The organism is Chitinophaga parva, assembly GCF_003071345.1.
In the GTDB taxonomy this organism is placed as follows: Bacteria; Bacteroidota; Bacteroidia; order Chitinophagales; family Chitinophagaceae; genus Chitinophaga; species Chitinophaga parva.
The window spans coordinates 372,426-396,730 of sequence record NZ_QCYK01000003.1; the positions used below are offsets into that span (position 1 = coordinate 372,426).

General features: G+C 47.3%; 8 protein-coding genes. All 8 read left to right on the plus strand.

From position 1 onward, the window contains the following. Positions 1-23: 23 nt before the first annotated feature. The 8 genes from DCC81_RS20790 (at position 24) to DCC81_RS20830 (ending at position 24,207) form a co-directional block, all read left to right on the plus strand. Positions 24-5,765 carry a PA14 domain-containing protein gene (locus DCC81_RS20790; protein WP_108688604.1) on the plus strand — a complete coding sequence of 1,914 codons (5,742 nt, stop codon included), beginning with the start codon at positions 24-26 and terminating at the stop codon, positions 5,763-5,765. A gap of 78 nt (positions 5,766-5,843) precedes the next feature. Then, entirely contained in the window at positions 5,844-6,278 is a 435-nt protein-coding gene (locus DCC81_RS20795; protein WP_108688605.1) for a hypothetical protein, read from the plus strand. A gap of 48 nt (positions 6,279-6,326) precedes the next feature. Then, on the plus strand, positions 6,327-9,818 hold the full coding sequence (locus DCC81_RS25415) for a hypothetical protein (RefSeq protein ID WP_133177748.1): 3,492 nt from the start codon (positions 6,327-6,329) through the stop codon (positions 9,816-9,818). A gap of 21 nt (positions 9,819-9,839) precedes the next feature. Then, positions 9,840-10,589 (plus strand): hypothetical protein, encoded by a 750-nt coding sequence (locus tag DCC81_RS20805; RefSeq protein ID WP_133177749.1) that lies wholly within the window; start codon positions 9,840-9,842, stop codon positions 10,587-10,589. Between the two features lie 82 nt (positions 10,590-10,671). Further along, positions 10,672-19,188, plus strand: a complete 8,517-nt coding sequence (locus tag DCC81_RS20810) for an RHS repeat domain-containing protein (RefSeq protein ID WP_165806676.1) — start codon at positions 10,672-10,674, stop codon at positions 19,186-19,188. After that, positions 19,178-19,777, plus strand: a complete 600-nt coding sequence (locus tag DCC81_RS20815) for a hypothetical protein (RefSeq protein WP_108688609.1) — start codon at positions 19,178-19,180, stop codon at positions 19,775-19,777. Before DCC81_RS20810 ends, DCC81_RS20815 begins: the two co-directional genes overlap by 11 nt. A 214-nt stretch (positions 19,778-19,991) precedes the next feature. Further along, positions 19,992-20,630 carry a hypothetical protein gene (locus DCC81_RS20820; RefSeq protein WP_108688610.1) on the plus strand — a complete coding sequence of 213 codons (639 nt, stop codon included), beginning with the start codon at positions 19,992-19,994 and terminating at the stop codon, positions 20,628-20,630. A gap of 643 nt (positions 20,631-21,273) precedes the next feature. Further along, on the plus strand, positions 21,274-24,207 hold the full coding sequence (locus DCC81_RS20830) for a hypothetical protein (RefSeq protein WP_133177751.1): 2,934 nt from the start codon (positions 21,274-21,276) through the stop codon (positions 24,205-24,207). Positions 24,208-24,305: the final 98 nt, after the last annotated feature.

Here is a 24,305-nt window from a genome sequence, read left to right on the forward strand (position 1 = left end):
ATACCAAATAAAATAACGTTACAATGATATTGGCGTTTTCGGAAAAGCGGAAGAAGGCGATTGCGTGGATGATGTTGGGGATGATCTATTTTGAGACGGTGGTGCCGCCGGTGGCGATGGGGGCGGGGCGGCGTTATGCTCCTGCTGTTAAAGAAGTGGTGACTACAGCTATTGGTAGCTATTTTACTTCATCCAGGCGCGTTGTGAGGGAAACCGGCAGTGTTGCCGGCCTGCGGCCGGAGAAGAAAGCGATGGGGATGCCGCCGAAGACGGAAGACCTGGGAGGGCCTACCCAGCCGGAAATGACTGCATTTACACCGGTAGGGGCGGATAAGATGGTGGATCTGTTTAGTGGGGATTTTTCTTATAATATTCCGTTGATGGACGTGGGGGGGTATCCTATTGCGCTGGGGTATAACAGTGGGATTACGATGGATCAGGAAGCCAGTTGGGTAGGGTTGGGCTGGAATATCAATCCGGGAACCATCACGCGTAACCTTCGTGGTCTGCCGGATGATTTTAACGGGATGGATTCCGTTATGAAGACAGCCCATGTAAAGGATAATAAGACCTGGGGCGCCACCGCAGGTGCTGACCTGGAGATTATGGGATTCAAGAACCCACCGAAGTTACCAAACGGCGACAGTCTTAATATTTCACTTGGGTTGTCAGGGTCACTTGGGTTGTTTTATAATACTTACCGTGGATATGGCATTGAAAGTTCGTTTGGCGCCAATATCAGTGCGGGGTCAAAGACCACCGGCAAGCTTACCGCGGGCCTTTCTGTGACCAACAACTCTCAGGAAGGGATCACGTTGTCCCCAAGCCTTGGCTATTCCTACGCAGCTAAAAATGCCGAAGAAAATGGTGGCTTTAGCGGCAGCCTTAGTACCAGTTTATCTTACAACACGAGAAGTGGCATGAAGGCGTTGTCGTTTTCAGGAGGAATTAATTACTACCGTGGCTCAGATCGTATTCAAAAAGCACAGGAGGACGTAGCTGCAAAAAACAGCTCTGCATCTTTTGCCGAACGTACGGTAGGCGGCTTTTCCCAAATCGGTACTGTAATGTCCAGTGCTATAACATATGCGTATCCGACCTTTACCCCTACGATCAACCTCCCGTATACCAGTAAGATGATGACGTTTACAGCAAAAGTGGGTTGGTCTGAAAAAGTGGTGCATCCGTCCCTGTTTGTAAGCGGCTATTTTACCACGCAGAAGATTGCTGACGAGGATACGACGATGTATCTGCCTGCATTCGGCTATATGAATTTTCAAAACGCTGGTAGTAACGCATCTGCCTTAATGGACTTCAACCGGGAGCGTGAAATTGCCTACCGGGAATCGCCACCTGTACCAGCCATTGCCATTCCCGGCTATACCTACGACGTGTTTACTATGTCTGGCGAGGGAACAGGCGGTTCTTTCCGTCCTTATCGCAGTGATATTGGGTATGTGTTTGATCATTATATGAAAACGCACGACCAGTCTGACCGGTATAGTGGTGATGTTGGTTTTGGTGACATCCTGCACGTAGGTGCCGACCTGGATTACACCCGGGCTTATACGGAGACGGGGCCCTGGAAAGCCAACAACCCACTTGCACTTACTGCTGCTTTTACAAAGTCAGATCGCGACTACGAGGCTGTGTATCTCAAAAATCCTGGTGAAACGACCGTTAATCCGCGTACATATTACGACGCTTTGGGAGGTGATGACGTTGTGGCTCCAAAGTTGTTCCAGGCCAGTAAGTCATCACTGATCACAACTACTAATTTGCTTACCCGCTATGCCAATGGTAAGAAGAAGGGGGAGGTAAACCTGGCTGGCGGTAATGCTATCAAAGGCCCCAGGGATAAACGTTCACAGGTGATCAGCTACCTCACTGCCGGTGAGGCCAGCGTGGTAGGGCTGGACAAGTATATTGAGAATTATGGTGTTAACAAATTTACCATTCAGGATTGTAGCATGAAGCCTCCCATGGAAGAGGAAACGAGCCCACATGGGATTGTTGTAGAGTACTATGCGCGTGAAAACTTTAATAAGTACCTGTTCTCGACTAATACAGATACCGTTTTCAATTTTTGGGATAGGGGCGCCTGGTCGCAAAAGATGCTACAACCAGATGAGAATGGTAAAAATGGTGGGCTGGAGCATTTTTCTGCAAAATTATATACCCGAATTAAAGTACCTGAAACAAGAGATTATGACCTCTATGTCAATGGAGATGATGGCATCCGTGTTACCTTAAATGACTCCTTGATACATAATAGTTTTTATGATCATTCTGTTTTTACAAAAAACGGAAAGAACGATGATTCTGTATATCGTGTTTATCTGGAAGCTGGCAAGTACTACAATCTTAAAATAGATTATTATAATAAAACAAAGTACGCACAGCTTTACTTTCACGTTACCAGGAATGGTAGCTACATCAATGACGGGAGTGTTTTCTATCTGCCTGTTAATGTTGACTCGTTCATCATGACACATCCCGATACCACAGCATTAGTAAAAGAAAAGCGTGTGAATGAGTTTCGCAGGGGTAATCATATTTCAGAGATAGATGTCCTGAATGCTGATGGGCGCCGGTATGTATATGGTATCCCGGTGTATAACTTGTTACAGAAAGAAAAAACATTTGCCGTTGACCACAATCGTGGTAATGTCCAGGAAGGAACTGTAGCGTATAACCCGGTAGATGCAACTACCGGCAATACGAACGGGACCGATGGTTACTATCAGGATGAGGAGATGCCGGCTTATGCGCACTCTTTCCTGCTCACTGGTGTATTGTCGCCGGATTATGTAGACGTTACCGGAAATGGTATTTCTGATGACGATTTAGGTAGTGCGGTTAAGTTTAAATATACAAAGACAGCGGGTTTATATAATACTTACAACTGGCGCACACCTTATGTCACTGCCCCGCTCACTGCCGGCTATAACGAAGGCCTGCGCTCAGATACCCGCGATGACAAGGCCAGCTATGTGTATGGGGAAAAGGAATTGTGGTATCTCAATTCTATCGAGTCCAAGAATATGGTGGCCACATTCCTGTTGGAAGATAGGTTGGATCAGATCCCGATGAATGAAGACGGCACGAAGAACGCCAGCAATCACGCGGCTAAGCGTCTCAAAGAGATTGCACTGTATACAAAAGCAGACTTCCTGAAAGGTGATACCACGCATCCGGTAAAGAAAGTTCACTTTGAGTACAGCTATGAATTATGCAAAGGCATTAACAAACCTGTTAATGATTCAGGCAAGCTTACGCTCAAGAGTGTATGGTTTGAATACAACGGCAACAAAAAGGGCAAGCGTAACGCATATGTCTTTAATTATAACAATCAGAATCCCAATTACAACGCGAAGTCGTTTGACCGTTGGGGCAACTTCAAAGATCCGTTGCAAAATCCCGGTTCTTCAGCCCAGAACCTGATCACTAATGCCGAATATCCATACAGCCTGCAAGACAGCGTGAAAGCGGCGCTGAATGCGCCCGCCTGGACCCTTGATTCTATCATTTTACCATCCGGTGGCCGCATTAAAGTTACCTACGAAGCGGACGACTATGGGTATGTGCAGAACCTGAGGGCCACCGCAATGATGAAGATCCGAGGATTCTCCGTGGCAGCTCCCACTACATTGAGTGATCTGAGTAATCATCTTTACGATGCAAATGAGAACGAGTATGTAGCAGTGAGTGTACCGGATGCAGTGTCTTCCAAACAGGATGTGTATAATAAATATCTCTATGGATTGAACCGTGACATTTATTTCCGGCTCAATGTAAAGATGCCGTCAGATAAATTTGGCAGCGGGTATGAGATGATTCCCTGTTATGCCTCGTTAGATCCTGGTAACTATGGAATGATCGATGCACACACCATTTGGTTTAAGATCAATGGGGTAGACAACAAGGGAAATGAGCCGGGTACTTACAGCCCCTTGTCCAAGACCGCTATCCAGTTCCTGCGAAACAACCTGCCATCCAAAGCATACCCGGGATCCGACGTGGGGGATGACTTGGACGGGGTTGCGGCAGTGAAGATGCTATACGCCATGAGCCAGAACGTGATGGAGATGTTCAGAAACTTTGATAAGATGACCCGTTCCCGGAATGCAGTGCAACAAATAGATACTTCCCGTTCTGTAGTACGGCTGGCGGTGCCAGATTACAAGAAATATGGCGGTGGTTTGCGTGTAAAGCGCATCGTGATCTATGATAACTGGAATGCGATGACTAAACAAAAAGAATCTACCTATGGCACCGAATACCAGTATACAACAATAAAGGAAATTAATGGCGTAAAACAGGAGATCAGCAGTGGCGTGGCCGTTTATGAGCCTATCCTGGGCGGCGAAGAAAATCCCTGGCACCAGCCGGTTGAATATGAAGAACAATCTGCAAAACTGGGACCTGTAACGATGGGATACATTGAAAAGCCATTTGGTGAATCATTCTTCCCGGGCGCCTCTGTTGGGTACAGTACGGTGCGTACGCACTCCATAAAAACCAAGAATACACGCTCTGCTAACGGGTTTGAGGAGACAAACTTCTATACGAGTTATGATTTTCCCATCATCACAGACTATTCCCTGCTGGATCCCGAGACCAAGTTGGTTTATAGGCCTAAGCTGTCTAATTTTCTGAAGATCAATGCTGCACATCACCTGGTAATGAGCCAGGGTTTTAAAGTGGAACTCAATGATATGAATGGAAAGGTGAGATCACAGGCCACCTATGCCGAAGGAGAGACAGACCCGGATAAGGCGCTCAGCAAAACCACTACCTACTATAAGGTGGATGATCAGAATGCCACCTTTAAACATCTTAACAATACCGTTTTTGCAATGGATAAAACGGGCCATATTGATACGGTTGCACAGGTAGGAAAGGAACTGGAATTGATGATGGATATGCGGGAAGAGCGGTCTGTAACCAATGGACTGAACTGCGAGGTGAATGTTGATATCTTCTCTTTTGGTATTCCGCCTGTACTGGGCATTCCATCTTTGTATGTCATTCCCACGAATGAGGAAAACATTTACCGCTCTGTTGCCGCCACGAAAGTTATCACCCGCCATGGGATCGTAGATAGCGTGGTTGCCGTAGATAAGGGCAGTAAAGTGGTGACGCACAACCTGTTATTTGATGCAGAAACCGGCAGCGTGATCTTGTCCGATGCACAGAATGAATTTGGTGACCCCATCTATAGTTTTCAGTATCCCGCTGGATGGGCATACGATGGTATGGCTGGAGCCTATCGCAACATTGATGTAATCATTGATCACGCAAACATCCGGGATGGCAAACTGGTACCTGCAACAGGAATGGCCAAAGATACCAGCTACTTTGCCTCCGGCGATGAGATATTGGTATACACTCATAATGTAGTGGCAGGAGACGTTTGTAACCCCGTGTTGGCCACCTTCCCCGGTACAGACAAAATATGGGCGATTGACGCCAATGCACTGGTTAAGCAATCCACACCCAACTTGTTCTTTATGAAGCAGGACGGCAAGCCTTATACGGGCAACGATGTTACCCTGAAGATCATACGTTCCGGAAGAAGGAATATTGCCGGTACGGCCGGAGCAGTGACTATGCTGGCCAACCCATTGATGAGGAGTGCAGGTGGATACCAACTGAAGATAGATAATAACTCGAAGGTAATAAGCGCTGCTGTTACGCAATACCAGCAGAACTGGCAGGTGGAGGACAAAAAGAAGAGTAAGGTGGAATGTGCCAACAATTAACGAAAGTATTAAGCAACGTTCAATAAGAATATTATGCAGTTATTGAGATCAATCGCGCTGTTAGTATTGTGCTGCGGGATGATAAATATTGGAAAAGGACAACAGGTGTCCACGGGTGCCGACCTGACCGGTAACTGGCGGCTGGCGCGCATGGAATACCTGGTACTGCCCGAGAAATCTGAAACACCGCTTGAACGGAAGACAGTGGCCGTTCCGGATTCCCAGTTCCTGGCGCATGATTTTTTGCCATTGCTTTTTGTGTTCAGGGATAGTGCCTGTGTTATAAGATACAGTGGTGGTACGGAGAGCGGTACCTACCAGGCACGGAATACAGAGTTGGTGTTTAAGAATGCGCAGGCCACCGGGCACCATGCACGTGCCTTCTTTACCTACCGTATACAGGATGGACGGGTGTTGATCCTTAGTAATGACGGGGTTAATCATTACCAGGATTCGGTAAGGAAAGTACCTGTACGGATGCGGTACACTGCATATTATATTAAAGGGAGCTGATACTACCTACCAGGCGCGTTTTTTCGTTCAAGGTTTATTCTTTTATAAATGAAGCATCTGAATTTTAGTCTACATAAATATAAATGTACCCGGTTGGTGTTAGCGTTGTTCCTGCTGTTGGGGCTGACACGGACCTATGCCCAGCAATGCAGTTGGACATTATCGGCAACATCCACGATGTCTACCTGTGAAGCCAATGGCAAGGTGACATTAGTGCTTTCCGGTACTGCAGATGGGGTAGTGCAATATTCACTAACACCCATTGATACGGGACATTACGGCGTGCCGCCCACCACCGCCTCCGTATTGGAAAATATCCATCCTGGCACTTACAGGGCTACGGCCACCGGGGTTTGCCAAGGTAGCGTGGTCTCTGCGTCTACCACGGTAACGGTAGCGGGATCATATGTAAATATGCAGACTACAACGACGGTGGTAAGCGACAATCTTTATAATTGTAATAACGGTAATATATTGGTGTCCATTAGCGGAGGCTCACAGCCTTATACCATCCATGTTGCCGGGCCTTCCGGGTACACCGGGCCCGCTACGATTGGCGCTACCGGCAATACAAATCTCACCGGGCTTACTGGCGGTACTTATCAGATCTCCGTCTCAGATAATTGCGGTGCTACGACAGCATTGCAAACGGTGACCGTTAATACTATTGGTCCCCTTACCCGCGCTTACCTGGTTTTCCCTGGCGCAGCTTCGTCCGGCCAGTGTAACCAGTTAATTGTGTCTCCTCCGTGGGTTTCATTGAATGGTTATGCAAACCAGATCAGCTACCGTTCTGCTTACACAGGTATAAGCGTGGGTAAATACAGAAGCTCCAATGAAAATGATACCCTTCAGCTTCCAGCGGGAAAGACGGTGAAGGATATGATAGGCAGCTATCTGACTTACTATGTCTACCCGAACTGTGGTACCGTGATCATTGATAGTGTGCAGATAAGTGCACCTCAGCTTCAATGGTCCAGAACACAAACTTGTGATACTACCTTCGATTCTGAATTTTGGTTATCCGGGTTGGTGTGTTATCCTGTCGCTATCACCACGAAAAACCTGCTTACTAACACTACCTTCATCGATACTTTACACGTCGTTAATGAAAGTTCAGCCATACGAAAACTCTCCTACGGAAGTTACACGATATCTTATGTTACGGCTGATGGGTTTGTGGACACCCCGTACGCCAATCAACAAGTATTGGCCCCGGTAGTACCAGCTCAACCCTACCGCATCCAGATCCTGCAAAACGGCCCTGGAGAGCATGGGCATAACCGGGCGGTGGCTTTCCGTATCACCAGAACAGATGGCGCAGACGTACCAGCCGGTACCAAGGCAGCGTTTATTACGGGCTCATCTCAATATGTTTATAGCGCCACGTCGTCCTACGCCAGCCAGGTGATGGATATCTTTGGCACCCAGGAAGGGCTTTACTACTATCCGGGCAGTTTTGTCTTCAGGGTTACAGACGGTTGTACTGGTGCGCCCTACGATTTGTCGATTACTGTATTGGAGGAAGACGTGTGCCACTACAGCTGGGACAGCGTTTATAGTATTGCAGCGAAAGTGGTGCCCGATTGCCAGGGATGGGCGCTGACCCCAAAAGGATATGTAAACAAGCATAACGTAAATCAACAAGTGTTTTATCGATTGCTAAGCTGCTCCAATCCTGATGCTGTTTTTAATAGCAGCGTATCAATCCCCGACGGAGGTACATTTATCCTTAAAGATCCGGGTGTTTACAGAGTTGGGATGGCTACATTACAAGGTACCGGTATTGAAGAGGATTATGCAACGGAATCAAATACAGAACTGGTCAATATTATCTCACCCATCTCTTTTTCCATCGACCAGGCGCTGGGTTGGGTTTGTCCTGGAAAGAGCGACAGTTCCGGAGCAATCATCGTGACGGCGAAGGGGGGTGTCCCTAACACAAGCGGGACCTACCTGTACAAACTTGCACTGGCAGGACAAGCGCAAGCCGGACCTTACCTTGATTCCAACTATACCGGGCGTTTCGAACCAGCTACTACCGGTGCAAACTATCGTTTAGTAAAAAATCATAATTACGAAGTGTGGGTAGGAGACGAATGCAAGGCCAGTAAGATACAAGGGGTACAGGTCCTGGATTTTGCGACCGCCCAGGTGGCTAGCTCAGACAAACCTGAGTATTGTTACGGTGATGATGTGATGCTATCCGTTATCAATCTTCCAAGTAAAGCTACGACCTTTAGGTGGACCTATCCTGATGGCGAAATCAGTACCGTACAGAATCCGTTCATCAGCAATGTAGATGCCAATGATGCCGGTGTGTATCATGTCGTGATCAGCTCAGATATTTGCGAGAATCCCATCCTGGCGGATGTGAACGTGGTGCTGGCTCCTTATATTATCTCCTGTTACAGTGCTGTTACTGATACCAGCGTAAACCCGTACGCCTATGGCTTACTTGGTAACTGGCATCAGTCTACGTCCTACGTATATTATGGCGCACGGGCGTCCAGTGACCCTGCAGGCCAAACAGATATCCGCCATGATGGCACCTTTGCTGATTTTACAGATTTTCTTTCTTTCTGGAGCGACCAGGATGCCGGCAAAACCGATACTACGAAATGGGTCTGGAACGCCACCAGCACCATGTTCAATAAATATGGATTTGAATTGGAAAATAAAGACCCGCTGGGGCGGTATAATGCCGGTATCTATGGATATGATGATGCATTGGCGGTAGCAGTGGTGCAGAACAGCCGTTTCCGGGAAGCTGCTTTTGATGGATTTGAAGATTATTATTTCAAGAGCGGCAATTGTGACGAGGCCTGCCCCGCGTCCCGTTCTTTTGATTTCTCCCTGTTTAAAAATAAACTCGATTCTACACAAAGCCATAGCGGACGCTATAGTATGCGTGTGGTATCAGGCGACAGTGTGGGCATAATGGCCAATGTAACTGATACAGACCTGGAAGGGAGCACTCCCTCTTTTGTATATGGCTATAATACTTGTATCGGAAAAAATGGCTTGCAGTCTGTACGTACAAACGCTAATATCCTGGTACCGGTGTTTGAACCAATGGGGAACAAACAGGTATTAATAAGCGCATGGGTGAAGGAGGCGCAAAACTGCCAGTGTACCAGTTACACCAACAGCCAGATCCACATCGCCTTTAAAAGCTCAGACAATGACAACGCCACTATTGTTATTGCCAAGCCGGCTGGCGCTATCATTGACGGCTGGCAGCGCATTGAGCAGGTAGTGACGTTGCCACCACATACCGTCAGCTTTAGTGTGGCGCTTGAAGCACTCGGCAGCGGAGCGGCTTATTTTGATGACATCCGTATCCATCCCTACAATGCCAATATGAAGTCTTTCGTATACGATCCGCAGAACCTGCGGCTGATGGCGGAGCTTGATGAAAATAACTATGCAACTTTCTATGAATACGATGATGACGGCACCCTGATCCGGGTAAAGAGGGAAACAGAACGCGGCATAAAAACGATTACAGAAACGAGAAGTGCATTGATAAAGCAATAAAAGTGTAAAATAATGAGGAAGTTGAAGAAGATAGTATTGGTAGTACTGGGTATCCTGGGCTTAAGTATACCGGTGGCGGGGCAGGTGGAAAATGATACCACGAAACTGTTCCAGGCCATGGCGGAGCTGCAGTCTATGTATAAGGACCGTTACATTGGGTTTGACTTGAAGTATAAATATACCAGCGAAGCTGATCCCAAAACGGTACTGGACTCTGTGCAGGGAAAGATGTCTTTTTACGGCGCCCGCTATTGCTACCAGTTGGAGAATATGGAAATGCTATCTAACGGCACCTACAATGTGGTGCTGTTCAAAGATGAAAAGTTAATGTACGTAGCGCGGGCGTCTTCGTTGGTGGCCTCAATTGATCCGGTGGCACAGGTCAGGGAGATGATCCGTAGATCGGGCGCCACCGGCTATTCGCTGGAGGAGAACAATCAGGAGAAGAAATTGCATATCCACTTTGTAGCCGGAGGGCCCTGCCGCCAGATGGACATTGTAGTGAATAAAAAAGAACAGCGGGTGGTGGAGATCCGTTATGTGGTGAAAACAGAAATGCTCACCCAATCACCAGAAACCGCCGCGGGAAAAGTAGATCCGGCTTACGGAGACTATGCGGTGGTGACTGCAAGCTTTGAACATTATCGTGCATTGACAAATGATGCGGTGGCCCTCGACGAACACCGGTATTTTTTCAAAGAAGGGGAAGTGCTGAAAACGGCGCCAGCCTATCGTGAATACAAGATTTTCAGGGGTTCTCCCAACCTGTAGCCATTTGGGAGTGCCTTATACCTTATCATGAGTGATCTCATCAGTCCCCGAACCTTATAGAAAGAAAGAAATGAAATTTCGTTTGCCAAGCCTGATAAAAATATTGCTGTTGCTACTGCCGGCAGTAAGCTTTATGCCTGCCTATGGTCAATACGCGGACGGCCCCTCTGTGCGTAGCAAGCTGGATGGAGCCGCCGGTCAGTTGGCGGCAGATTCTGTGGCAACCACGCAGGATAGCATTTATTTCAATGCTTCGCTGGCAGCGAAGCTGGACACGCCCTATCATGTAAAGAACCTGGTAAATTTCAGCATCAACGAGTATTCAAGGGTCCTATTGCCGGTACAATTCACCGCCAGTGTGCAACTGCGGATCTACTACCTGCGGCCGGATAACGTGCAGGATTCTATGGATCAGACGCTTACCATTAATTACGATACCGCGCAATCCTATACACAACGTAATAGTTTTGTGTTTAATGATGCCCACCAGGTAAAAGTAAAGGTGTTGCAGGTTACCGCGCCTTCCCAGGCCATAGCGGCATTGCAGGTGGAAAATGTCATGTTATTATACCCGGTGTTCAAGATCTCCTGCACGGATGATGCGGTGAAAGCGGTATACAATAATGGTGCTGCCAATACGGATTCGACGGACGAGCTATTAGTGAATTGGCCGGCAGTGACAGGGATCAATAAATATGATCTGGAATGGTCTTATATCGATTCCACTGCACTACAGTCTGGCCGCTATGGACCCGCACCTTATGATGCCCAAAAGATCTTTGCCTACAATGGCTCACGGGTAACGATTGCAGGCAACAGCTATGCAATTCCATTAATGTATGACGACGGAGGAGTACTGTTTTACCGCGTACGGGGAGTACAGGAACGGGCTGGTAATTTTAACCGCGTTGAAACTGCCTGGAGTTCTGATTATAGTAGTGGGTTGGGTGCTTATGCATTTTGCGGACACCAACGTAACCTGAACTGGCAGTCCACCGCCACTTATGCAGAGGATGGTAAACGAAAGGTGGTGGTTAACTATTTTGATGGCAGTTTACGGAGCCGGCAAATGGTGACCAAGGATAATACTACTAATACCACAGTAGTGGCAGAGTCTCTGTATGACTACCAGGGAAGGCCTACTATACAGGTGCTGCCGGCACCCACCTTAAATACAGTTATCAAGTATACCCGGAATCTTAACCAGTATAATGGAGCTGAGTATGACAAGTCTGTATACGATCATGTGGCAGATGCCATTGATTACCTGAATGGCAGTGCGCCCGCGATGGATTCCACTTCGGGAACCAATCAATATTATTCTCTTAACAATCCGGAAAAGGACAACGGTGTCAACCGGTTTATTCCCCAGGCTAACGGCTATGCGTTCAGCCAGACGGAATATACACCCGATAATACAGGCCGCATCAGCAGACAAGGTGGCGTAGGTAAAACCTTTCAATTGGGGAGCGGGCACGAGACAAAATATTACTGGGCGGCTACACCTACCCAGGAAGAACTGTATGCGTTATTCGGAACAGAAGTAGGAGACAGAACGCACTACTTTAAGAATATGGCAATCGATGCCAATGGACAGGCTTCCGTTAGCTATGTAGATATGCACGGCCGCACCATTGCAACTGGGCTATCCGGATTGGCATCCAACACCAGTCTTAGCCCGGTGTCTGATACCGCTTCTGAAGTGGTAACTGACTCGCTTTCTGGTGCCAATCAAGTGCTGGACCTGGCGCTGACAAGTACCCAGAGCGAGGTGGTGGCTAAAGAAGGTAACTACCATTTTACTTACGAACTGGCGCCTCCTGTACTAAAACGGCTGGATTGCAATAACAACGAAGTATGTTACACCGGATTATACGACCTGGAAATTAAGATCACGGATGACGTGTATAATCAGCACCTGGGCGGTGCACCGGTGGTAAAAACATTCCATAATTATGATGCTGCCGGGATCATACCGGACTGTAACCCGCAACCCATCCAGGTATCATTTGACATTAACTTGCCAGTTGGTAGCTATACCATTACCAAGACGCTCACCATCAGCAAACAGGGATTAGAATATTACCGGGACAGCGTATTCAGTAAATCAAATGTGTGCACCACGCTGGACCAGCAGATAAGCCAGCAACGCGATTTCCAGTTACAGAATCAGTGCGTGCCGGATTGCCAGAGCTGCCGGGACAGCCTGGGAACCTGGGAGCAATTCCGGGTAAACTATGTGACCCGTGCCGGCGGTGCCGCTGCCGATAGTGCCAGCTATAGGGATGATGCATGGCTGGCCTACCAAACAGCCATGAGCGAATGTGATGACCTCTGCAACCTGAAAACAGAAGTGGACGATATCCGTGCAGCCATGTTGCTCGATGTTACAGCGCCTTCCGGCCAGTATGCACAGGTGGATGATAGTAGCTATGCGTATTCTATTTTCTATCATAAGGGGCCCAATGATCTGCCACCTTATCGTAATCCGAATATTACTTACCTGGATGAATATGGTCATGCAGAACAGGTATATGATGATAATATAAACATGTTCGTGAAGCCCCAGCAATTGGATCCTGTGCAGTTTGCAGCGAAATTTAAGGGGTCTTGGGCTAATGCATTGCTGCCTTCACATCCTGAATATTGTAAGCTGACACAGTATGAAGGTTTCCGCGACAGCCAGAACTGGGATAAGGCCTTTGAAGCAGTGGATACTTATGGTGGTGCCATCCAGAAAGGATTTTTAAACCCGACCGGTAATGCCGCAATACCGTTTACAATAGCGCTTACAGACTCACTGGTGCTGGACCATCCGGGCTTCAAGGCATTGATGGAGGCACGCCTTCAACCCAAAAAGGATACGCCCTCCATGTGGAGCACTGCCACCATCTCTGTAAAGTGTGGCATGGATGACCTGGGATGCCATGTTCAATATGATAGCCCGGCATCTGCGTTTGATGCAAACAAACTTTGTGGCGGAGACCTGGATATGGCGTGGCGTAATTTCCGTTCGGCCTATCTGAATGCCAAGCGCAAGGCGATCTTTGCTTACCTGGAAAGCTTCTGTAACAGCGCTCCGAAGGCCGCAGATCTCATCAAGCGCAAAGAACCCCGTTTCTCCGATGGTGCCGCCGCGCTGACCCAAGCAGGTTATGGTGCTTACGCAGGCATGTCCAAAGCCCAGGCAGAGCAAGCCAGCAGCTCGCTTTCCCAGGGAACTTATACCCAGAACTGCCAGGATTATGCTACCGTATGGACCCAGCAACTGGCTCCCTGTAAGTATAGCCCTGATGATCTGAAAGAACTGATACCGCTGCTTACCAAAGTCTGTATGGAAGGTGCCGACAGGTCCCATCCCTATGGCGCAAGCTCCGTGGCTCCTTCCAGCTTTTACCAGTATAGGAATTTCGATGAAGTTCTCGTTGCCTTCAACCGTACGCACAATATTACCACCGACCCCTGGAACTGTAATGCAGAGCTGATCACTACCCCTGCGCCTTATAACCTGCCCACCGCGGTGTCTGATGGTCTGAGTTATACAAAGCCGGACGACTGCCAATGCGGTAAACTCCAGGACCTGGTAAGGGAATACAATGCCGTGAAGACGGCTGCAGACCTTAACCTGGCAGCTTACCTGAATCGCACACGCGGTACGGCCTTGATACAACAGGATCTGGATGTACTGCTGGATGCTTGCTCCGGATCGCAAACTGCCAATACCTGTACTTACCTGCCGAAACCAGTTACCATTCCGGCACTACTGCGCTGCGACGTGGCCCCGGCCTGCGCTACCTGTACGGATATTAACAACTTATACAACGCCTTTAAAGCACAATATCCCTCAGTGACACCGGTACAGGGTGATGTGGATAGTGTACAGGCGCTAAAAAATAACCTGTTTGTTAATTATATGAACAGCCACCTTGGCTTTGGTAAACAATTGGTGGATTACCTCTCTTTCATGGATAGTTGCAGCCATAGTAATGTGCAGGGGGCCGGCCAGCAGGTGTGCAAGCCGGATGCAGGCAAAGGAGGGCTGATCAGCACTTATTCCAACGGCGGTACGGCAGACCGTATCCTGGACATGCGCGCTACCACGGATGGCGGTTATATCATGGCCGGCTATACGAATGGCTGCGGCGCCGGGGGGAATGATGGATATATTATCCGTTCAGATAACGAGGGTAATGTAGTATGGTCAAAAACCTTTGGCGGTTTGCAGGATGATCAGTTCAACCGCGTGGTACAAACCCATGATGGCGGTTTTATCGTAATCGGTACCACATATTCTTCCTGCTACGATCTCGGCTCTGCGCTTATTGTGCGTCTGGATGACAGTGGGAATGAATTGTGGAACCGCACCATTGACATGGGAGCAGACGGAAGCAGTGGGGAGGATATCCTGCAAAGCAGTGATACCAGTTTCACTTTCGGTGGTTACCGTATCAGCCATGCAGCAGGTGGTCTTGCCACCGACTGGCTTACAGGTGCGTTAGATGCAGATGGCAGGTTGGTTTGGATGCGCATGCTGGGATCCGCAGAAAATAAAAAGACCTTGCGCATGACCTTGCGGGATGATACGTTGGTGATTGCCGCATCAATAAAAACGGGGGGCACCACGTATGATGCCGTAGTGTTGAAGGAAAATAATACCACTGGCGCTTACCAGAGCCTGGACCGTTACCCTGTAGAAGGGAAAGACCACCTGGTAACGGGTTTGGAACAGGTCAACGATGGTTACCGCCTGACGATGGGAGCACAGGATGCCGCTTCCGGTGGTAAGGTGCTGGATGTAAGCAGCACTGGTGCAGTATTGCGTGTGTTGAAAGTGACCAATGGTGCGGGAACATGGAATGCTACTTCCTGGCTAACCGTAACGCAGGGCACCAGCCTGCTTGCAAGCCAGTCTGTGGGTGGAGACGTCTATTGGACAAAGATCAATGGCGATAACACCGTGGCCTGGACCAACCGGGTACGCACGCCGAACGCGGACTATTTAAATGCCATCACGATCAATGGACGCGGTAACCTGGCCGGTGCTGGTGCACAAGGTAATGGAGGCATGTGGATGCTCGCCAGTGCCAGCGGCCGTACAGGCTGTAACGATACGATAGCAACAATAGGGGTAACGGATGTCACAACCAGCGTGACCCGCAACAGCGGCCCGGGACTTACCGATACCTTGCTGACAAGCAACTATGTGAACGCCCTGGGTATGAGCAGCAATATCTGCAGCCCCTTTGTAAACGTAGTGACCTGCCCTGGTATGGATAGCTGCTACGTGGTGGGTGCAGGCCCACTGTTATGCGGCAATGCTGTGCCGATATTCCCAACAGTAGAAGCTGCAGACATCAGTAGTTGTTCAGACAGTGCCTTTTTTGCGTTGAGTGCAGGGACAGTTATTTACAATAGCTATAGGGACAGCATACTTACTGGTTTTGAGCACGATTACCTGGCAGCAGCCATGGAGGCAATGAGCCGTGAGCATTTTGCGGTGACCCATAATGACTATGAATACCATTATACGCTGTATTACTATGACCAGGCAGGAAACCTGGTGAAAACAGTGCCACCTAAGGGAGTGGTGAAGAATCGCAGTGCAGCCTGGATAGCAAGCGTGAAAGCTGCCGTGGCAGCAGGTACCGCGCTTCCTGCACCACATACGATGGTGACGCAGTACCGGTATAATACGCTTAATGCTGTAGTAGCTCAACAAACACCGGATGCAGGACAAAGCCACTTCTGGTATGACCGTCTCGCCAGGGTTGCGGCATCGCAGAATGCGAAACAATATCTGACAAACGATTATAGCTATACACGGTATGATTATTTGGGTCGCATTGCGGAGGTGGGACAGTTGAAAAGTAGCACTGCAATGACAGACTTGATATCCCGTAACGGAAGTGCCCTTGATACCTGGATCAACAACGTAGCCAGTTCCAAAGAGCAGATCACGGTAACCAATTATGATCTACCCCACACACCGCTGGAAGGTTACTTGTGGAGCGCGGAAAACTTGCGTAACAGGGTCTCCTGGAGTGCGGTTTACAATACGGGGGCTCAATTGGCAGGTGGCTACGACCGCGCATCGGCTACCTACTACAGCTATGATGTACATGGCAATGTGAAGGAATTGCTACAGGAATTCAATTCCGGCATGACGGGAGATAATTCTACCCTCGGCCACTATAAAAAGATCGCATATAACTACGACCTGATCAGCGGGAAAGTAAACACGGTGAGTTTCAATCCTGGCCAACCGGATGCCTATTACCATCGTTACAGCTACGATGCGGAAAACCGTATCACAGATGTAGAAACCAGTCGTGATAGCTTATTCTGGGACCATGATGCATTTTACCAGTACTACAAGTATGGCACACTTGCACGTACGGTACTGGGGCAACAGCAGGTGCAAGGGATGGATTACGCCTATACGCTGCAAGGCTGGATTAAAGGAGTAAATGGCACGTCGCTGGGTGGAAGTTTTGAAATGGGGGGAGACGGTGCCACCACTGCTAAGGATGCATTTGGTTATGCACTGCACTACTATGGTGCGGGAGACTACAAACCTATCGGTGACGTAAGACCTTTTGCTGAAGCTGGTGGTAGTAATTTTAAACCGCTGTACAACGGCAACATCGGTGCTATGAGCGTGAACCTGCCCAAAGTGGGAGAGCCGCTGCAATACAATTACAGTTATGATCTGCTGAACCGTATTGTGGGTATGCAGACGGTGCGTAACCTGGATGTTGCAACCAACACGTGGACACCGGTAGCGGTATCTGACTTTGGTGAAAACGTAACCTATGATCCGAATGGTAATATCCTAACCTATAATCGTAACGGTAATGCTACCTGGGCTGGTAAGTCACTGGACATGGATAAGATGCATTATAACTACGTGCCCGGGTCCAATAAACTGGATAACATTAAAGACGATGTAGATCCAAACGCATATACCGAAGATATTGATGGTCAGGCAGATGGAAACTATGAATATGATGCGATTGGTAACCTGGTAAAGGACCAGCAGAGTAGTATTGACGAGATCAGGTGGACCGTTTACGGGAAGATCTCGGATATTCATAAAACCAATGGCGATGGTACTACGATACACTATACGTACGATGTGAGTGGAAACCGCATCAGTAAGACGGTGAATGGTGTACTCACATGGTACGTGCGGGATGCGACTGGCAATGTGATGAGTATTTATACCCGTGGCGATAATAGCGTGAACGGCGGCCATCTTACCCAGACAGAGACAGGTATTTATGGTAGTAGTCGTTTGGGTGTAGAGCAAGGGAAGAAGGACCTGGAGCAGGCAGCAGCAGGTGTTACAGGCAGCACAGATAGTGGACTGTTGTTTAATTTTCCCCGTGGGCAAAAGATGTATGAGGTTGGGAACCATTTAGGGAACGTACTGGCTACAGTGGGGGATGTTAAATTGCCAGAAAGCACGGATAATGTTACTGTAACTGGATTTGAGCCGAAGGTAAGGAGCGCACAGGATTACTATCCATTTGGGATGCAGGAGCCTGGGAGGATATTTAGTAATGCGGTGTATCGGTATGGGTTTAATGGGAAGGAGAATGACAATGAGGTAAAGGGGGAGGGCGATCAGCAGGATTATGGAATGCGCTTTTATGATCCAAGAGTAGGCAAATTTCTCAGCATAGACCCTTTGACCCGTTCGTATCCTATGCTAACGCCCTATCAATATGCTAGCAATGGGCCGATTGAAAATGTAGATTTGGATGGACTAGAAAAGTATCATTATACATTTGCGTTTGATGCTACAGGTCATACAGTGGTAAAGCTAGCGAACATTGAACATTTCTCGGAATGGCAATGGAAGCCTGCCGTGGGAGGTACTGCATTGGGATTTCAACTTTTTGAACGAATACAAGATCCAAGAAAGGAGTATATTGTTGAGTATAAGTTTAGAAGTATACTTCAGGTTGAATTTACCGCAGTGGAAGCTGACCAAACACTTACAGCAACATTTGGTACCGAAAAGGATGCGTTGAATGCGACTTGGGACGATTTTCACTTTTCCGAAGCAAGAGAACAATTTGCAAAAGGACTAGCAGCCGGGGCTGGCGGTGGGTCACCAGGAAGATTATTTAGGAGATCATGGGCGCCACACGTAGCAGAGCCGATGGTTGCACATCTTCCGGAAGAAGGCATAACATTGAAAGAAGGCACACCACAGGTTGGAAAAATGTTTAAATCGTATAAAGCAACTATTCAAGATGGGAAAATAAGTATGGTAAATTCTGAAGGGAGATTGGTAAATACAAATGGACGTTATGATTTTGTTATTACAAATGATGGCACACTGTTGATTGGAACAGGGCATTATCAAATGTCTGGTGAAGCAGAGACGGTCAGAGCTGCAGGTCAGATTAAGTTGAGAAATGGTAGTGTTGTAGAGGTTACAAATAGCTCTGGCCACTATAAGCCTTCCATTTCTGAGGGGAATCGTGGGGTTGGAATGTTGGAACAAATGGGTGTTAATATGAATAGTGCTAGGGTTACGATGTATAATTCTGATGGAACAATAAATACGACCAAGAAAAATGGGCAATAATTTTATTTTGAATAAGGCTGTAAAACAATATGTAACAAACTTGGCTGTAAATGCCCAGGAAAACGCTATTTTATTTCCAGTAGATAGGGATTTTTTGCTTCCGCATTTGAATGAAATAGAATCCCTACAATTGGAGTCTTTCTTGTATTACAATTTTGAGTTGGTGAACGATACGTACGTAAATGAATTATTCGTTTGTTTGCCTGAAGTTTGGGCGCGAGTTGACATTGATATGCTGTTGTTAATTGCTGAAAAATTTACCAATGTTCATTCCTACTTTAGTTTGATAAAGTTTACTTATAAATACATTGAGATCGACATAATTAGACTTGTCATGAAAATCGCGCAGGTTAAAAATATTGATTACCTACGTGAAATTATAGCATACCTTGAAAGGCAATGGAATGTCCTCATTAAAACAGAACTCGATAGAGAGGAGCTTATTAATGGCGTTTCAGGTGTCAGCTTTATTAAATGGCAGCAGATAAAATGGAAATTTCTTGAAGATGAAAGAGTTCAACCTGCACAGTTGATTTTAGGTGATGTTAAACAAAGCATATTTAGCGTTATACAAGAGTTTAAATCATAAGCGTTAAATTATTTTTAAATTAAATTGATTTGCTGTCAAATGTTGATAAAGGTAGTCATAAGGCCCCTTAATTGTACTGCGATTGCCTTATTAACTGTTTGAATGAAAAATAATTCGAAATACGCTATAGAATAAGGAAGAATAGTAAGCAATGCAGATCCGTTCCTATATCCGCCAATTATTGCTGTGTTTAGCCTTGTTTGTCCTAGGGAGGATGCCGGTACACGCCCAATACGTCTACAAAATAAAGGCAGATACCGTCCGCATCTACAACACCTACGATACAGCTGAACTGGTGCTCCAAAACCGCACCCAGAACGTGCTCGGCTACCTTTATAACAAAGGCGGCGGTGTTACAGAATTCCGCTTCCTAGGTGCGGTAGACTCCATGTACCGTAGAAACGACACCTTGTTCTACTACACCGCAGATGGCAAAACCATCCCGGTAAAAATGGATTTGTCAAACGTCTATGACCTCAAAGCAACCAACTTCGTTTCCGTAGCAGCCAATGACAGCGCCAACTTAAGCAAACTTCCAATACAGAAAGTTGTAGGTGTTGGTGCCACTAATGCACTGGACATGCCGGCACTCTCTAATCAGGCATACTATGGTGCTAACAGTACCTTGTATTACCAGGGCTTCGCAGTAACGGACGGTGCTGCTGCAGTAAACATGATGGTAAACTGGAACGGTGAACAAAAAGGCCCCGACGGCGCATTTATCCGTATAAAAGATGACAACAGGACAACCTGGAGCAGCTGGTGGGAACTAGTATTCAAGGACTTTTCAGACAGCATCTATGCCCGTTCTGCCAATGTTGTTCCCACATCCCTGCCTGCCTTTTATGGGTAGGACTGGAACAGTTTTGGCGGCACCACAAAAGCAGGACTTGTAACAGGTGGGATAGATGCTCCAACAGGATCAACGCTGTATTTTGGATTAAACATCCCTAATACAACCAATCAATGCGGCGCCCAGGTGCCGTTTAGAAATGGAGCTGGTTTTTTTCAGAACGCTGGAAGCAGGTGGCTATGAAAGTTGGCTGCAATTGGCCGATAGGCCTTGGACAAATGCCGGCTTCATACAAAATCAGAACACCGCAGCGCAAACGACCTCTAATTTTTGGGTGAGCGGGAATGGTGCTGTTCAAAGCCTCTCCACGGGAAACGCAGAGAATGTTTCGCAGTTCATGCTGCACATCAACAATAATGCAGGAAATAACATAAGATGGACAGCCCGGTTGTTGACGCCTGAATTAATCGCAGACACAGGATGCGACTTATACTGGGGTGCCTACACAGATGCAGGTGTTTTCTGGGCACAGGTTAAATACCAGTTGGAGTATACAAAGTCATGGAACTAGCTGGAGACTGGTGTTCCGGTCGAATTAGTTCGTCTTTGACAGGCCATAACGACGTAGTGAAGTTGGAACGTGCATGTGCTGCGGCAAGAAGATACAAAGCGAAAAGACACTGAAAGAAGAATAAGTAATACAATGAATATCCGTTCCCTGACCATGAGATGGTTAACCTTCATATTGATATTGATCGCAGGAGTACAGCATGCAAATGCGCAATATGTGTACAAGATCAAAGCAGACACGGTCCGCATTTACAATACCTGCGATACAGCCGAGTTGGTGCTGCAAAACCGCACCCAAAATGTGCTGGGTTACCTTTATAACAAAGGTGGCGGCGTTACGGAGTTTCGGGCCCTTGGTGCAGTAGACTCCATGTACCGGCGCAATGACACGCTATTCTATCATACTGCAGATGGCAAAACCATCCCTGTAAAAATGGATCTTACCAGTGTGTATGATCTGAAGTCAACTAATTATATCACCATTAATGCCGGTGATAGCGCCAACTATGGCAAACTGCCTTTGCAAAAGGTTGTCGGCATAGGAGCCTATAGCGCCACGGACATGCCACCGCTTTCCAGCCAGGCGTTTCAAGGTGTGGGGAATAAAACGTATTACCAAGGCCTTGCGGTGAGCGATGGTTCCCGGGGGGTAAACCTGATGGTGAATTGGGATGGTGAGCTGAATGGCCCTAATGGTGCTTTCCTGCGCACAAAAGACGACACAAAAACAACCTGGAGCAACTGGCGGGAGCTGGTGTTCAAAGATTATGCAGACAGTATTTATGGCCGTGCAAGCAGTGCTTCCGATTATGTCAACCGTACTGCGTCTGCGTCTGAGCCCTCTGCCATACCAGCTTTTACTGGCAATCTTAATACAGTAGCAAATACTTCCATTTCCCTGATAAGCCAGTCGGCTATCAACACACCGGCGTCAAGAACTGGTATTTTATTTTCAGGCAGCGATAATAGCATAATAGGCGGAGCTAAATTTCAATTATATGGAGGGGTGAGTCAAAATGATGACCTCTGGATCAGGTATGGAGGAGGAGGTACCTGGAATTCCTGGTATCAAATGGCATCGAGGGCTTGGACTAATGCTAGTTTTGCACCTGTTAATATGCCATTGTCCTCTGTGCTGACAAATGGGAATACAGCCAATCATAGCATCATCTTAGGTGCCGTGGGGAATACAAATCAATACATCTTTCAACTATTAAAAAATGTATCTGGCAATGACTATTCAGCCTCGTTAAGCATCTCGTCTATTGGACAGGCTGTGTTGAATAGCAGACTTTCATCTGATTTAACAACTACGAGTTTAATATCGCTTCTTCCGGGAAGCGCAGCACCCTTATATTCATCTAATAATGGCGCTACCCTATATAGTATGTGGCATGCCGGCAATGACGGTGCGGGGTCGGGATTGGATGCGGATTTATTGGATGGACAAGATGCTTCTAAGTTCATCAGCAACCAGGGAACTGTTGCGCAGATTGCTAGCTTTTGGGTCAGTGGTTTTGGGGCCGCTGCCACGCTTAATACTGGTGCTGCAACTGGCGTTATTCAATTTTCTACCAATAATGGAAGTTATGCGACTAATGGATCCGGACATAGATGGTCAATATATCATAGTGGGACCGAAAGTGGGACTAGTATTGGTAATGATTTTAATATAGGCAGGTATGATAATACGGGTTCTTTTTTAAGTTCTACTTTAACTATACAGCGATCCACAGGTAATATTGGTATAGCAACCCAATCTCCATCCGAGCGGCTGGAGATAAATGGGAATATTAAAACATCGGGTACGTTCTTCTTTAACAGATTATTATCGGACGCTAATCTTCTTGCAGATTTCCAACAAGGTTACCAACTCTATAGTGACACGGTGGGAGCGTTGGCGCCTAATGGTACCAGGGTGTGGCTTGCCGGTCCCGACAAGGGATCTGTGGTCTTTGGCCCAAGGGCTGGCCCCAGTTACCTTAATGTGATCCGTATGAAAGCCGACACGTTCCGTTTGGAAGGCAATGGTAGCAGGTGGAAAGGGATCGCGTCACTAGGGACGGATGCTTATGGGAATTTGGCCAACACAACCGGCAGTTTCATTCAAAATCAGAATACCACGATCCAAGGTAATGCCAGTTACGTGATCTCAGGCCGGGGCACTTCCCAGAGTATTGGTACCTTTCAAGCAGCTGCCGGTCCGCCTCATTGGGTGCTCTTTAACGGCAGTAATGCCAATACCGCTGTTAGATGGTCGGTATCAATGAAAAATACGGAGTCGACGAACGATAATGGTGCAGATTTTACGATCGATCGATACGACAGTACCGGGGCTATCATTGATAATGTGTTTTTTGCGAAACGGTCAACTGGCTTTATCGGCATGGGAACTTCATCGCCTGTTCAAAAATTAGACGTTAATGGCGGGGTGAAAGCTAATTCGCTGGTTACTTATGGTGGAGGAACATCCACCGCTACCTATGGGCACTATTATTTGGGAAGCGCTGCTGGTCTCGGAAGATGGCGGCTTGGTATTAAGGGACTGGAAACTGGTAGCGGCAATGTGGGGAGTGATCTCGATATAAGCCCCTACACAGATGCAGGCAACGTTAATACGTCCGTATCAGCATTTACGATACAACGTTCCACGGGTAATGTTGGTATTAATAATGCCTCTCCGTCGCAGAAGCTGGATGTAAATGGCAGCATCTATGCATCTGCCAGCGTTATTACGCCTACCGTTGCAGCTCCTACAGCTTCTTCTGATTTAACGCTTCAGGCAGGAACCGGTAGTGCTGTAAACGTTAATAGCATGCTTAGAGTATCAAATTCAGTACAGTTGCCGCAGAAAATAGTGAGTGCATCTTATACGTTGACAGGCAATGACTATACAATATTTTGTAGCGCGAGTAGTACCACTTTAACACTACCGGCAGCTTCCTCTGCCAGCGGAAGGGTTTACGAAATTGTAAATGCCAGCTCAGGCAGCGTAATAATTAGCGCTGTGCAGGTATATGCCACGGCAACCACTTCTATTCCAACAAATACCAGCTGGAGGATATAGAGTGATGGGTCTAACTGGAGACTTATATTTAGATCAAATTAAACTAATGTACTGAGAATGTACATGGCCAGTGGGCCGCATAAAAATGAATAAATAAT

Bases quoted from the DNA above. Each gene is read 5' to 3' on its own strand.
- DCC81_RS20790 (WP_108688604.1), top strand. From the start codon at position 24: ATGATATTGGCGTTTTCGGAAAAGCGGAAGAAGGCGATTGCGTGGATG.
- DCC81_RS20795 (WP_108688605.1), top strand. From the start codon at position 5,844: ATGATAAATATTGGAAAAGGACAACAGGTGTCCACGGGTGCCGACCTG.
- DCC81_RS25415 (WP_133177748.1), top strand. From the start codon at position 6,327: ATGAAGCATCTGAATTTTAGTCTACATAAATATAAATGTACCCGGTTG.
- DCC81_RS20815 (WP_108688609.1), top strand. From the start codon at position 19,178: ATGGGCAATAATTTTATTTTGAATAAGGCTGTAAAACAATATGTAACA.
- DCC81_RS20820 (WP_108688610.1), top strand. From the start codon at position 19,992: ATGCCGGTACACGCCCAATACGTCTACAAAATAAAGGCAGATACCGTC.
- DCC81_RS20830 (WP_133177751.1), top strand. From the start codon at position 21,274: ATGAATATCCGTTCCCTGACCATGAGATGGTTAACCTTCATATTGATA.